The sequence below is a fragment of the Amycolatopsis sp. WAC 04182 genome, assembly GCF_003947465.1.
In the GTDB taxonomy this organism is placed as follows: domain Bacteria; phylum Actinomycetota; class Actinomycetes; order Mycobacteriales; family Pseudonocardiaceae; genus Amycolatopsis.
The window spans coordinates 1-13,980 of sequence record NZ_QHJJ01000001.1 but is presented as its reverse complement, the minus strand read 5'-3'; the positions used below and the strand labels follow the sequence as shown (position 1 = coordinate 13,980).

Here is a 13,980-nt window from a genome sequence, read left to right as displayed (position 1 = left end):
TCAGGAAAGCCGGGCGAGCGTCTCCGGCTTCAGCAGCTTCGCCAGCTCTTCGGCGGGCAGAAGCCCCTTCTCGACGACGAGTTCCGCCACGCCGCGCCCGGTCAGGAGCGCCTCTTTGGCGATCTCGGTCGCCGCCGCGTACCCGATCTTCGGGTTCAGCGCGGTCACCAGCCCGATCGAGTTCTCGACGTAGCCCCGCATCACGTCCGCGTTCGCGGTGATCCCGGAGACGCATCGCTCCGCCAGCACGAGGCACGCCGACCGCAGATGCGTGATGCTCTCCGAAAGCGAGTGCAGGATCAGCGGCTCGAACGCGTTGAGCTGCAACTGCCCGGCCTCGGCCGCCATCGTGATGGCGACGTCGTTGCCGATGACCTCGAACGCGACCTGGTTGACCACCTCGGGGATCACCGGGTTGATCTTGCCGGGCATGATCGAAGATCCGGCCTGCACCGGCGGCAGGTTGATCTCGTTGAGCCCCGCCCTCGGCCCGGACGAAAGCAGCCGCAGATCGTTGCAGCTCTTGGAAAGCTTCACCGCGATCCGCTTGAGCACGCCGGAAAGGTGCACGAAGGCGCCGCAGTCCTGTGTCGCTTCGATGAGGTCCGCCGCGGAAACGACGGGCAGGCCGGTGATCTCGCGCAGATGCGCGACGGCGGCTTCGGCGTACCCGGGCGCGGCGTTGAGCCCGGTGCCGATCGCGGTCGCGCCGAGGTTGATCTCGTGCAGCAGCGTCACCGCTTCGGTGAGCCGAAGCCGGTCTTCGCCGAGCATGACCGCGTAGGTGCCGAATTCCTGCCCCAGCGTCATCGGGACGGCGTCCTGCAACTGCGTCCGGCCCATCTTCAGCAGGTCGCGGAACTCGACGGCCTTGGCCGCGAAAGCCTGTTCCAGCACGACCATCGCCTCGGCCAGTTCGCGGACGGCGATGATCGTCGCGACGTTGACCGCGGTCGGATACGCGTCGTTGGTCGACTGCCCGAGGTTCACGTGCTCGTTCGGGTGCACTCGGGCGTAGTCGCCCTTCTCGTGCCCGAGCAGTTCGAGCGCGCGGTTCGCGATCACCTCGTTGGCGTTCATGTTCGTCGAGGTGCCCGCGCCGCCTTGGATGACGTCGACGACGAACTGGTCGTGCAGCGCGCCTTCGCGGATCTCGCGGCACGCCCGGCGGATCGCGTCGGCGACGTCCGGCGCCAGCAACCCCAGGTCGGCGTTGGCCTGGGCGGCGGCCTCCTTGACCGACGCGAGCGCCTCGATCAGATGCGGGTACGCGGAGATCGTGGTGCCGGTGATGGGGAAGTTCTCCCTGGCGCGCGCGGTGTGCACACCCCAGTAGGCGTCGGCAGGGACTTCCTTGTCCCCCAGCAGATCGTGTTCCACGCGGTGCATCGAAGGCTCCTCAAGCGGCGAGGTCGGGTTCGGCCAGCGCGCCCGTCACGCGCAGGCCGGGGGTGGGGTCCAGCACGTTCGGGTCGACACCGCACAGCGCGAGCGTGGCGGCGAGCACCGGCCGCCGCGCGCGGTCGCCGCCGTCGGCGATCTTGATCGCGATCGCCGTCCCGTCCGGGAGAGCGGCGACCTGGACGGCTTCGAAACCGTCCTTGGCGATCAGTCCGGGCACCGCGCGCATCAGCGCGGTGACGTCGCGACGGGTGCCGGCGACCAGTTCCGGATGCTTCCGGATCCCTTCGGCGACAAGGCCTTCGGGTGTTTCCGGCGTCGACGCGGCGATCTTGCCGACCGCACGGGCGAGCCCGCGCAGCGAGACCGCGAACAGGGGAGCGCCGCAACCGTCGACGGCCACCTTCGGGATGCGTTGCCCGGTCAAGTCTTCGACGCACTCCGCGATCGCGCGCTGCAGCGGATGGCCGGGAGTCAGATAGTCCTCTGTGGACCACCCGTGCAGGCGGCAGGTCGCGAGCATGGCGGCGTGCTTGCCGGAACAGTTGTGCGCCACCCGCGAAGCCGTCCGCCCCGAAGCGACCCACGCGTCGCGCTCGACCGGGTCGAAAGGCAGGTCTTCCGGCGTCCGCAGATCCTCCGTGGTGAGCCCGGCGTCGTCGAGCGTCCTGCGCACCTCGGCCAGGTGGAACTCCTCGCCGGAGTGGCTGGCCGCCGCGACGGCGAACCCGGCGGGGCTCAGGTCGACCCCGAGCCGCGCCATCGTCGTGGCCTGCAAGGGTTTCGCCGCCGAACGCGGATAGAACGCCGCCTCGATGTCGCCCGCGGCGAACAGCACGCGGCCGTCGGGAGCGAGCACCACGGCCGAACCGTGGTGCACCCCCTCGACCATTCCGTCGCGGAGGAGGTGCACCAGCGGTTCGTGTGCGGGGACGCGGATCTCCGGGGTCACAGCTTCGTCTTTTCGAACACGTCCATGTTGATCCGCTTGCGGACCCCGAACCAGCCCGCCACCAGCGCGAGCCCGATGATCGGCAGGCAGTACAGGGTGATCCGGCCGGTCTCGTCGAAGCCCATCAGCACCACGACCGCGGCGAGGAAGATCAGCGTCGCGATCTCGGTGTAGGGCGAGAACGGCAGGCGGTACGACGGACGCTCGACCTCGCCGCGCTTGGCCTTGCGGACGAACAACAGATGGGACAGCACGATGATCGCCCACGTGCCGAGGATGCCGACGGCGGCGAAGTTCAGCACGATTTCGAAGGCCTGGCTCGGCACGACGGCGTTCAGGCCGACACCGACCACGCAGACCGCGGAGGTGAGCAGGATCCCGCCGTAGGGCACGTGGTTCTTGTTCATCACGCCGGTGAACTTCGGCGCTGATCCGGCCAGCGACATCGACCGGAGGATGCGGCCGGTGGAGTAGAGGCCCGAGTTGAGGCTGGACAGGGCCGCCGTCAGCACCACCAGGTTCATGACGTTGCCCGCCTGCGGCACCCCGATATGCGAGAGCACGGTGACGAACGGGCTCTCGTTCTTCGAGTAGGAGTCCCACGGCATCAGCATCGCCAGCAGGACGACCGAGCCGACGTAGAAGATCCCGATCCGCCACATGATCGAGTTGATCGCCTTCGGCATGATCTTGCGCGGGTTCTCCGTCTCGCCGGCGGCGACGCCGACCAGTTCGACCGACGCGTAGGCGAACACGACACCCTGGACGATCAGCACCATCGGCAGCAGACCCGCGGGGAAGATCCCGCCGTGGTCGGAGATCAGCGAGAAGCCCGGCGTGGTGCCGTCGATCGGCTGCTGTGTGACCAGCAGGAAGATCCCGATCCCCATGAAGGTCACCAGCGCGGCGACCTTGATGATGGCGAACCAGAACTCCATCTCGCCGAACAGTTTCACCGAAACCATGTTCAGCGCCAGCACCACCGCCAGCGCGATGAGCGCCAGTACCCATTGCGGGATCGGCGTGAAGAACGACCAGAAATGCGCGTACAGCGCGATCGCGGTGATATCGGCGATACCGGTCGTCGACCAGTTCAGGAAGTGCATCCAGCCCGCGACGAAAGCGCCTTTCTCACCCATGAATTCCCGGGCGTAGGAGACGAAGGCGCCGGAAGAGGGGCGGTACAGGATGAGCTCGCCGAGCGAGCGCACCACGAAGAACGCGAAGAGGCCGCAGACCGCGTACACGATCGCGAGTGCCGGGCCCGCCTGCGCGAGCCTGCCGCCCGCGCCGAGGAACAGGCCGGTCCCGATGGCGCCGCCGATCGCGATCATGTTGACGTGGCGGGGTTTCAGCGCCTTGTCGTAGCCGGCGTCACCGGCGTCGGCGAGCACCGGCGCGGATTTGCTGTCGTCCGCGCTGAGGGTCTGTTCGGTCACGATGTCAGTCGTCCTTGTTCTGCTGCGTCGTGTGGCCCGGCCGCACGATGGTGGTGAGCGCGTACTCGACGTGTTCGAGATGGGAGGTCATCGCCGCGACGGCGTCGGCTTCGGAGCCGGCGGCGATGGCGGTGACGATCTCACGGTGCTCGCTGTTCGAGCGGGTCCGACGGTCCCCCAATTGGTTGAGAAAGGACGACTGGCGGGCCAGCGCGTCCCGGATCTCTTCGATGACCTTGCCGAACACCGGATTGCCCGATGCCTGGGCGATGGTGATGTGGAACAGCGAGTCCAGCGCCACCCACGCGGTGTTGTCGGTTTCGACGTCCATCCGCTCGACGAGGTGACCGAGGAGGTCCAGGTCGTCGGTGCTGCGGCGCAAGGCCGCGTAACCGGCGACGGGGATCTCGACGTGCCGCCGGACCTCGAACAGGTCACGGGCCGAGTAGGTCCCGAAGGTGGGGTTCTCGACCGGCCCGGTGGCGGTCACGAAGGTCCCTTTACCCGTTTTGGACACGGTGAGTCCGAGCGCCTGCAGCCCCCGCAACGCTTCGCGGACGACCGAACGGCTGACCTCGAACTCCTTGCCGAGCGCGGATTCCGACGGCAGTTTCTCGCCGACGGGGTACTCGCCGCGCTCGATGGCACCGCGGAGGTGGGCCAGAACGGCCTCCATCGCGCTGACGCGTCGTGGACCACCGTGTCCGGCTGTCTGGCTGTCAGACAGGTTCATGAGACGAGATCGTGCGGTCGGCCCAACGCTTTGTCAAGCGTTCGGCCGAGCGCCTGGATCCAGCCTGCGAGGTCCGCTTCAGCGAGGTAAGGGGAACCCGTACAGGGCACCTTCGCGGGCACGGAGTTCCGTGAGGACACGGGATTCCCGAGCGCGAGTGGCCAGTGTCACAAGGTCGTGTGCAGCGGTCTGCTGTGCCGTGAAGGCCTCCTTGAGGGACCCAGAGTCCCTCAAGGAGGCCTTCACGGAATCGACGATCGCCACATGCACCTCGCGCACACCACAGTCACAGCGAGCGCGCGTGAATTCGACCTTCACACCTTCCCGAGTACATGAAGGCCCCCTTCCTTGCGCCAGGCGCAAGGAAGGGGGCCTTCATGTACTCGCATGCGGTCAAGGCCGCCGCGACCCCGCGAACGTCAAACGCGATGGAGCGCGACCACCGGGAACGGCCGCGTGGTCTTCGCTTGATGCTCGGCCAACCGCGGGAACGCCTTCGCCTGCTTCGCGAACAAACGGTCCCGAGCCGCTCCGGTGACTTCGACCGCGTGCGCGGTGAAGGCTTCTCCGTCGGCCTCGACGTCGACAGACGGCTCCGCGACCAGGTTGCGGTACCAGTCCGGATGCCCGTGCGCGCCACCGTTGGCGGCGAAGACGACGTAGCGGTCGTCGTCGGCCAGGAACAGCATCGGCGTCACATGCCGTCGTCCGGTGCGGGCGCCGGTGGTGGTGAGCAGCAACGTCGGGAGACCGTCGCCGTGGCGGCCGTTCGCGCGGAACTCCGCGATCACCTGTTCGTTCATGGCCTGCAGGTCGATCATCAACTCTCCGGGCGGTTCGGTGATCTTGGCGGCTGGTCAGTCTGCACACCCGCGCCCAGGTCGGCAAGCATTTTTCGATCCTCGCAGTTCACGACGCCGAAACTGTCGGTGCCGGTGGCGATACTGATCCCGTGTCCCCCGTCAGCCGTGGCCGCAAGCCCGCCAAACGACCGAAGAGCCGGCGCTCCCGCCGGCCACGTCCGCCTCTGGACGTGACCAGGGTGGAGCGCTGGCCGAAGCTGCTCCACGGGCCGATCGAGCTTTCGGACTGTGTCGTCCAAGGCCAGGCGGATCAGGATCTGGTCGTCCTGGCCGCCAAGCTGACCGCGGGCAAACGCTCGGTCGGGGTCGAGGTGGTGGTCAACGATCGCGAGGTCGACGTGATCGAGCTCCATCCCGAACCGGAGGACGCCCTGGCCGTCCTTCGCAACGGCTTCGAGGTGACCGAGGCACCGCTTACTCCCGAAGAGTTCCGGAGCCAGGTCGAAGCGGCCTTGATCGTCAGAGCGGACCGCGGCGCCTGGATCCGGGAGCGGGTCCCCGAACTCTTGGAACTGGGGACCGATCCGAGGCCCGATCTGCCCGAGCGTGCGGTCCAGCTGCGCCGATGGCTCGGCCTTCCGGCCTACGAACCGCTGCCCCGCATGTCGACCGCCGATCCGTTGCCGCTCGTCCTTCCCCCGCCCGTGCCGGTCACCGGGTTCAGGCTGGCGGTCGCGCTGTCCGAGCCGGACGACGCCATCTGGCGACGGCTCGAAGTCCGCTCAGACGTCACCCTCGCCGGGCTGCACCGGATCCTCGCGGCCGCGTTCGACCGTGACGAACGGGAGTATCACCGGTTCGAGACCACGTACGGAGGTTTCAGCGTCGACGCGCAGAGCAGTGAAGGCGACCGTTTCGACGACGAAGTGACACTCGGCCAGGTCGTCACATCGCCAGGCCACCGGCTCGTCTACGAGGCGGAGAGCTGGAGGCACTGGATCCGCATCGAGCAGCTGGTCGCCCTCCCCGGGGCACCGAGCTGTCTCGACGGCGAACGCGCCGCGCCTCCGGCCGAGTGCGAGGACCACCCGAGCTTCGAGATGTTGCTGGAGGCACTGCGCGATCCGTACGACGAAGAGAACGAGGAACTGCTCGAAGAGCTCGGTGGCCAAGGGTTCGATCCGGAGTGGTTCGACAAGGAGGTGGTCGACGAGCGGCTGGCCCGGCTGAGCTGATCCGGCGCCCCGTTCGGGGGTAACCGAGGTCATCGCGAACCGCACCGCGTCGGTGCTTGGCGGTGGCGGGCAGGAGGTGGAGACTGGCCCTCGCCGGGGTGCCATCCCGCCCGGGCGCCGTCGAGCCCCGGCGCATAAGGTGGGAGGACCGGCCCGCGTCAAGCAGCCAGGGATCCGTCTGCCTAGGGGAGGTTTTCGCTGGTGTCGAACGATTCCTTCGTCCACCTGCATGTGCACACCGAGTACTCGATGCTCGACGGTGCGGCGAAGATCGCCCCCTTGTTCAAGGAGGCGGCGCGCCTGGGCATGCCCGCGGTCGGGATGACCGACCACGGCAACATGTACGGCGCGGACGAGTTCTACCAGCAGGCGGTCAAGCACGACCTCAAGCCGATCATCGGCATCGAGGCGTACGTCGCGCCGGAGAGCCGGTTCCACAAGAAGCCGGTCTTCTGGGGTCAGTCGAACCAGCGTGGCGCCGACGAGTTCGGTGAGGGCGGTGACGTCTCCGGTGGTGGTGCCTACACCCACATGACGATGCTCGCCGAGAACTCCACCGGTCTGCGCAACCTGTTCAAGCTCTCCTCGCTCGCGAGCATGCAGGGCTACTACCGCAAGCCCCGGATGGACCGTGAGCTGATCGCGGAGAACCACCACGGCATCATCGCGACCACCGGCTGCCCCTCGGGCGAGGTGCAGACGCGGCTGCGGCTGGGGCAGCGCACCGAGGCGATCCAGGCCGCGTCGGACTACAAGGACATCTTCGGCGCCGACAACTTCTTCCTCGAACTGATGGACCACGGGCTGCCGATCGAGCGGTCGGTCCGTGAAGGCCTCCTCGAGATCGGCAAGCTGCTCGACCTCAAGCCGCTGGCCACCAACGACTCGCACTACGTCACCAAGGACCAGGCCGACACCCACTCCGCGTTGCTGTGCGTGCAGGCGGGCAAGACGCTGAACGACCCGAACCGGTTCAAGTTCGACGGCGACGGCTACTACCTGAAGTCGGCCGCCGACATGCGGGAGTACTGGGACAAGGAGGTCCCCGGCGCCGCCGACTCGACGCTGCTGATCGCCGAGCGCGTCGAGTCCTACAAGGACGTGTACACGCACAAGGACCGGCTGCCGTTCTTCGAGGTCCCCGAGGGCTACGACCAGGGCAGCTGGCTGCGGGAAGAGGTCGCGCGCGGTCTCAAGTGGCGGTACCCGGACGGCGTCCCGGACCCGTACTACAACGAGCGCATCGAGATCGAACTCGACGTCATCATCGGGAAGGGCTTCCCCGCCTACTTCCTCATCGTGGCCGACCTCATCAACTACGCCCGTAAGGTCGGCATCCGCGTCGGCCCCGGCCGTGGTTCCGCCGCCGGCTCGCTGGTCGCGTACGTCCTCGGTATCACCAACCTGGACCCGATCCCGCAGAAGCTGCTGTTCGAGCGGTTCCTGAACCCCGAGCGCGTCTCGATGCCCGATATCGACATCGACTTCGACGACCGCCGTCGCGGCGAGATGATCCGCTACGCCACCGAGAAGTACGGCGTCGACAAGGTGGCGCAGGTCATCACCTTCGGCACCATCAAGACCAAGGCGGCCATCAAGGACTCCGCCCGCGTCCACTTCGGCCAGCCGGGGTACGCGATCGCGGACCGGATCTCGAAAGCCCTCCCGCCGCCGATCATGGCGAAGGACATCCCGCTCTCGGGCATCGTCGACTCGAAGCACGAGCGCTACGGCGAAGCGGCCGAGGTCCGCGCGCTCGTCGAGACCGACGAAGAGTGCAAGACGATCTTCGAGACCGCGCGTGGTCTCGAAGGCCTGATCCGCAACGCCGGCGTCCACGCCTGCGCGGTCATCATGTCCTGCGACCCGCTGACCGACGCCATCCCGCTGTGGCAGCGCGACGACGGTTCGATCATCACCGGCTGGGACTACCCGTCGTGCGAGGCCATCGGCCTGCTGAAGATGGACTTCCTCGGCCTGCGGAACCTCACCGTCATCGGTGACGCGATCGACAACATCAAGACCAACCGCGGGATCGACATCGACCTCGACACCCTCGGCGTCGACGACAAGGCGACCTATGAACTGCTGTCCCGCGGTGACACGCTCGGCGTGTTCCAGCTGGACGGCGGGCCGATGCGTGACCTGCTGCGCCGCATGCAGCCGACCCAGTTCGACGACATCGTGGCGGTGGGCGCGCTGTACCGCCCCGGCCCGATGGGCATGAACGCGCACAACGACTACGCCGACCGCAAGAACGGGCGGCAGAAGGTCAAGCCGATCCACCCCGAGCTCGACGAGCCCCTGAAGGAGATCCTGGCCGACACCTACGGCCTGATCGTCTATCAGGAGCAGATCATGCACATCGGCCAGAAGGTGGCCGGCTACTCGATGGGCCGCGCGGACGTGCTCCGCCGCGCGATGGGCAAGAAGAAGCAGGAAGTCCTCGAGAAGGAGTTCGAGGGCTTCGAGGCCGGGATGAAGTCGAGCGACCTCCTCCCCGGCGGGTTCTCGTCCGAGGCGATCAAGGCGCTCTGGGACACGATCCTCCCGTTCGCCGGCTACGCGTTCAACAAGAGTCACGCGGCCGCGTACGGCCTGATCTCGTACTGGACCGCGTACCTCAAGGCGAACTTCACGCCGGAGTACATGGCCGCGCTGCTCACCTCGGTCGGTGACAACAAGGACAAGTCCGCGGTCTACCTCTCGGAATGCCGCCGCCTCGGGATCAAGGTGCTCCCGCCGGACGTCAACGAGTCGGCGCTGAGGTTCGCGGCCGTCGGGGAGGACATCCGCTTCGGCATGGGTGCCGTCCGCAACGTCGGCGCGAACGTCGTCGAGTCGATCATCAAGACCCGCGAGGAGAAGGGGAAGTACTCCTCCTTCACCGATTTCCTCGACAAGTCCGAGCTGGTGGCCTGCAACAAGCGGGTCATCGAATCGCTGATCAAGGCGGGCGGGTTCGACTCGCTCGGCAACACGCGGCTCTCGATGATCCAGGTGCACGAGGACGCGGTCGAGGCCGTGGTCCCGCTCAAGCGCCAGGAGGCGATGGGCCAGTTCGACCTCTTCGGTTTCGGCGGGGACGACGACGCCGGGGACGCGGTGTCCTCGTCGCCGCTCGCACATCTGAAGTTCGGAGAAGAGGAGTACCCGCGCAAGCAACTCCTGGCCTACGAACGGGAGATGCTCGGCCTGTACGTCTCGGCGCACCCGTTGGACGGCGCCGAACGCATCCTGCGCAAACACGCGCCGCGCCCGATCGCCGCGATCCTCGCCGACCCGCCGAAGGAAGGCGAGCTGGTCGTCTCCGGGCTGATCACCTCGCTGGAACGCCGGGTCAACAAAAAGGGCGAGCCCTGGGCGATCTGCACCATCGAGGACATGGACGCCTCGCTCGAGGTGCTGTACTTCCCGAAGTCGTACGCGATGTTCTCCGCCGACCTCATCGAGGACAACGCGGTGCTGGTCAAGGGCCGGGTGAACTGGCGCGAGGACAAGATGTCCATCTTCGGCGGCGGGCTCGTGCCGCTCGACCTGTCCGAGGTCGGCAACGGTGACGAGGATCTGCCGCTGGTGCTCCTGGCCGCGGCGGAGAAGATCGACCAGTCGGTGGTCAGCGAACTGAAGCAGACCCTGCTGGCGCACAAGGGCGAGACGCCGGTGCACCTCAAACTGGTCGGCAAGAACCAGACGGTCTTCGCGCTCTACGACTACCCGGTCAAGGTGACGTCGATGCTGATCGGTGAGCTCAAGGGCATCCCCGGGATCGCCGCCAGCACCTGATGAACGCCTACGAACCCGATCCCCGGCGCTGGAAGGCGCTCGCCGTCTCCCTCGCCGCCGGGTTCATGGGGTTGCTCGACGTCAGCATCGTCAACACGGCGCTGCCTTCGATCCAGAAGGATCTCGGCGCGTCGAGCGGCGGGATCCAGTGGGTGGTTTCGGGTTACGCGCTGGCTTTCGGGCTGGTGCTGGTGTCCGGCGGCAGGCTCGGTGACGCGCTCGGCCGCCGCCGCATGTTCCTGTTCGCGCTCGCCGCCTTCGTGCTGACCAGCGCGTTCGCCGGCGCGGCACCGAACGAGACGACGTTGATCATCGCGCGGCTCCTGCAGGGATTCGCCTCGGGCATGATGACGCCGCAGAACAGCGGGATGATCCAGGACCTGTTCCGCGGCGCGGAACGAGGCCGAGCGTTCGGCATGTTCGGCGCCACCGTCGGGATCTCGACCGCGGTCGGGCCGGTGCTCGGGGGCGTGATCCTGGCCGTCTTCGGTGACCCGGAAGGCTGGCGCTGGGTCTTCTACGTGAACGTGCCCATCGGGATCCTCGCGTTCGCGCTGGCCCTGAGATGGCTGCCGAAACCGGAGACACCGGCGAGAAGCCTGCGGGGTGAGATCGACTTCGTCGGCATCATGCTGCTGGGTGTCGCCGTGCTCGGTGTCCTGCTTCCGCTCATCGAATCCGAACAGGGCGGGCTCAGCAGCCTGTGGTGGCTGTTCCTCGTCGCGGTGGTCTTCGGTTTCGCGTTCGTGCGCTGGGAACGTTCGATGGTGCGGCGCGGCCGTCCGCCGCTGCTGGACACCCGTCTGTTCACCGGAACCCCGGGCTACGCGACGGGCGCGGCCGTCGGCGCGCTGTACTTCAGCGGGTTCACCGGGATGTGGCTGGTCTTCGCCATCTTCTTCCAGCAAGGCCTCGGCTACACGCCCCTGCAATCCGGCCTCGCCGTCACCTCCTTCGCCCTCGGCTCGGCGGTGTCGGCGGCGATCGCGGGACGGCTGGTGCCGAAGTGGGGCCGCAAACTCACCGTCACCGGGCTGGTGATGGTGATCGCCGGGATGGTCACGGTCGCCGTTCTCGCCGGTCAGGACCCCGGCGCCGCGGCGGGGTGGTGGTTCGCGTTGCCGTTGCTCGTCGCGGGTGTCGGTGGCGGCATGGTCATCTCGCCCAACACCACGTTGACCCTGGAATGCGTCCCGACGTCGATGGCCGGTGTGGCCGGGGGAGCGTTGCAGACCGGACAGCGGATCGGCACCGCGATCGGCACGGTCGTGCTGGCCTCGGTCTTCCACGCGGTACTCGGCGCGAACGGCGGCTACCCGTCGGCGCTGACCGCGGCCATGTTGTGCGCCGCCGTCCTGACGAGCTCGGCGCTTTTACTCGCCGTGATCGAACTTCGCGCCCGCCGGAAGCGGCGTTTGCTCACCGAGCGGGAGGAAGCCGAGCGGGCTGCCGCCGACAGTCAACGCGGCTGAGTCTTCCGCACCTGCCGATGACTACTTTCGGCAAGATCGGATGCTCCATCCGAGTGACTGCACCTGTCAGCCCCTGGTGCTACTCAGAGCAACCGGGTACACCTAACGGAGCCTTCACCGCTGTGACTTGGCTACCGACAGTGGTATTTCTGTCGATCGATCGGGGATGGATCGATCGGCGGGAGCGATCGTGGTGAGTCCGGAGTTCTCAGGAATGGACACCCGCGGTCACGAACCGGTGGACAGCCGTCGGCGTCCGCGGGGGACCGTTCGGCGGCGGCCGGCTCAACACCACTGGCGAGCCGAGTTCCGGTGAGGCATTCGCGCGGGTGGGTTCGCGCGGGGTCGCCTGGGGAGGTGCACCCGGCCCGGACCCACCCGCCGCGCGTTCCTCCGAGTGTGTGAACCGCTTTCGGCTGCGAAGATCTCCGCAGATCGACATTGCGAGGAGCACTGATGGCGGAGAGTTCTGTACGGCGGAGTCGGCTGCGGGTCTGGTACCGGCCGATGAAGATGCGCGATTCCGGTGAAGGGCACCGGGTCGCCACCCCGCTGGAGCTGCTGTTCGATCTGTGTTTCGTGGTCGCCGTCGCGCAGGCCGCCGCCGGTCTGCACCACGCGATAGCCGAAAACCACATCGGGCACGGGGTGCTCAGCTTCGGGATGGTGTTCTTCGCGATCTGGTGGGGCTGGCTGAACTTCAGCTGGTTCGCGTCGTCGTTCGACACCGACGACGTCCCGTACCGGCTGGTGACGCTGGTCCAGATCGCGGGCGGGCTGACCGTCGCCGCCGGTGTCTCGTCGGCCTTCGAAGGCGACTTCGGGATCGTGGTGGCGGGCTATGTCCTGATGCGGCTGGCGATGGTCGTGCAATGGCTGCGCGCCGCGCGGACCGATCCGCACTGCCGCCCGGCCGCGCTGCGCTACGCCGTCGGCATCACGATCGTCCAGATCCTGTGGGTCGTCCGCCTCGGTCTTCCGGATTCGCTGGGGCTGCCGTCGTTCTTCCTGCTCCTGGTGGCCGAACTCGCGGTCCCGGTGATCGCCGAACGCAAACGCTGGACGGGCTGGCACCCGCACCACATCGCCGAGCGCTACGGCCTGTTCACCATCATCGTGCTGGGTGAATCCATCCTCGGCGCGACCACCGCGGTCAAGGAAGGCCTGGACGAAGGCAAGCACACCGGCAGCTTGATCTCGCTCGCCGCCGCGGGGCTCGTGCTGGTGTTCTCCCTGTGGTGGCTGTACTTCGACCAGCCGGGGCATGCTCGCCTCGAGAAGGCGAAAAGCCTGTTCACCGTCGCGAGCTGGGGTTATGGGCACTACCTGATCTTCGCGTCGGCGGCCGCGCTCGGCGCCGGCCTCGAAGTCGCGGTCGACTACGACACCCACACCGGGCACGTCGCATCCCTGCCCGCCGCCATGGCGACGACCGTGCCCGTCGCGATCTATCTGCTCAGCGTCTGGCTGATGCACATCGGACCCACCAACGAATGCCGCCCGATCGCGATCGGTTTCCCGGTGACCGCGGTGCTCGTGCTGGGCGCGTCGTTCACGCCGGCGCCCATCCACATCACCGCCGGGCTCGCCGCCGCCCTCGTCGTCCTGACGGTGGTCGCCACCCATGGCGAGCCGGTTCCGGGGGAGAGCCCGATCGACGCAGGTCAGAGCCCCGGCGCGAAAAAAGGGACCCCCCTGTAAACGCCGGTTTCGGGCCGTGTAATGTTCTCTTCGTCGCCAGGGAAACCGAGCGGCCGCCGGGAACACGAACCAAGCTCCCATCGGATGGTGGTAGAGTGGGTGGTCCCGAACCGGAGAGGTAACTCTACCCCCGCTGAAACGGCAGTTTCGAGCAGGTGTTAGGGTGTGCTCCGGACAAAAGCCAAGAAATGACTGCTTCGGATAAGGTCGGGTTTTGCTCGGTGTGATCTGGGGTGTGTTGCTTGAGAACTCAACAGTGTGCTAGTGAACTAAGCCAGTAGAGCTTATGTATTTGAACCTCGTTTTGGGGTTCCTTTGAGAGCAAGAAAATTTGCCTCGATCAAATTTGACATTGTTGGAGAGTTTGATCCTGGCTCAGGACGAACGCTGGCGGCGTGCTTAACACATGCAAGTCGAACGATGAAGCCTTTCGGGGTGGATTAGTGGCGAACGGGTGA

9 protein-coding genes and 1 rRNA gene are annotated in these 13,980 nt (G+C 67.0%); 5 read left to right on the top strand and 5 right to left on the bottom strand.

Annotated features, from left to right (window positions below; genetic code table 11):
- From aspA to DMH01_RS00030, 5 genes are all read right to left on the bottom strand, one after another.
- Entirely contained in the window at window positions 1-1,389 is a 1,389-nt protein-coding gene (gene aspA, locus DMH01_RS00050; RefSeq protein ID WP_125673084.1) for an aspartate ammonia-lyase, read from the bottom strand.
- A gap of 10 nt (window positions 1,390-1,399) precedes the next feature.
- A complete protein-coding gene (locus tag DMH01_RS00045; RefSeq protein ID WP_125673083.1) occupies window positions 1,400-2,353 on the bottom strand; it encodes an asparaginase in 954 nt (317 codons plus the stop codon).
- The gene (locus DMH01_RS00040) at window positions 2,350-3,792 is read right to left on the bottom strand and encodes an amino acid permease (RefSeq protein WP_125673082.1); all 1,443 of its coding nucleotides are present in this window, start codon (window positions 3,790-3,792) and stop codon (window positions 2,350-2,352) included. Before DMH01_RS00040 ends, DMH01_RS00045 begins: the two co-directional genes overlap by 4 nt.
- 4 nt (window positions 3,793-3,796) lie before the next feature.
- On the bottom strand, window positions 3,797-4,468 hold the full coding sequence (locus tag DMH01_RS00035) for a FadR/GntR family transcriptional regulator (RefSeq protein WP_125674255.1): 672 nt from the start codon (window positions 4,466-4,468) through the stop codon (window positions 3,797-3,799).
- 476 nt (window positions 4,469-4,944) lie between these two features.
- On the bottom strand, window positions 4,945-5,346 hold the full coding sequence (locus DMH01_RS00030; protein WP_125673081.1) for a nitroreductase/quinone reductase family protein: 402 nt from the start codon (window positions 5,344-5,346) through the stop codon (window positions 4,945-4,947).
- A gap of 212 nt (window positions 5,347-5,558) precedes the next feature.
- Between DMH01_RS00030 and DMH01_RS00025 the strand changes: the two genes are divergently transcribed.
- From DMH01_RS00025 to DMH01_RS00005, 5 genes are all read left to right on the top strand, one after another.
- Window positions 5,559-6,563 carry a plasmid pRiA4b ORF-3 family protein gene (locus DMH01_RS00025; protein ID WP_233621359.1) on the top strand — a complete coding sequence of 335 codons (1,005 nt, stop codon included), beginning with the start codon at window positions 5,559-5,561 and terminating at the stop codon, window positions 6,561-6,563.
- A 201-nt stretch (window positions 6,564-6,764) separates the two neighbouring features.
- The gene (gene dnaE, locus DMH01_RS00020) at window positions 6,765-10,349 is read left to right on the top strand and encodes a DNA polymerase III subunit alpha (RefSeq protein WP_125673080.1); all 3,585 of its coding nucleotides are present in this window, start codon (window positions 6,765-6,767) and stop codon (window positions 10,347-10,349) included.
- The gene (locus DMH01_RS00015) at window positions 10,349-11,821 is read left to right on the top strand and encodes an MFS transporter (RefSeq protein ID WP_125673079.1); all 1,473 of its coding nucleotides are present in this window, start codon (window positions 10,349-10,351) and stop codon (window positions 11,819-11,821) included. Before dnaE ends, DMH01_RS00015 begins: the two co-directional genes overlap by 1 nt.
- 456 nt (window positions 11,822-12,277) lie before the next feature.
- Complete coding sequence (locus DMH01_RS00010; protein ID WP_125673078.1) at window positions 12,278-13,522, top strand: low temperature requirement protein A; 1,245 nt, start codon at window positions 12,278-12,280, stop codon at window positions 13,520-13,522.
- Between the two features lie 352 nt (window positions 13,523-13,874).
- Window positions 13,875-13,980: ribosomal RNA gene (locus tag DMH01_RS00005) — 16S ribosomal RNA — on the top strand; the annotation flags it as partial.

Coding starts and splice junctions, on each gene's coding strand:
- aspA (WP_125673084.1), bottom strand. CDS start 1,389: ATGCACCGCGTGGAACACGATCTGCTGGGGGACAAGGAAGTCCCTGCC.
- DMH01_RS00035 (WP_125674255.1), bottom strand. CDS start 4,468: ATGGAGGCCGTTCTGGCCCACCTCCGCGGTGCCATCGAGCGCGGCGAG.
- DMH01_RS00030 (WP_125673081.1), bottom strand. CDS start 5,346: ATGATCGACCTGCAGGCCATGAACGAACAGGTGATCGCGGAGTTCCGC.
- DMH01_RS00015 (WP_125673079.1), top strand. CDS start 10,349: ATGAACGCCTACGAACCCGATCCCCGGCGCTGGAAGGCGCTCGCCGTC.
- DMH01_RS00010 (WP_125673078.1), top strand. CDS start 12,278: ATGGCGGAGAGTTCTGTACGGCGGAGTCGGCTGCGGGTCTGGTACCGG.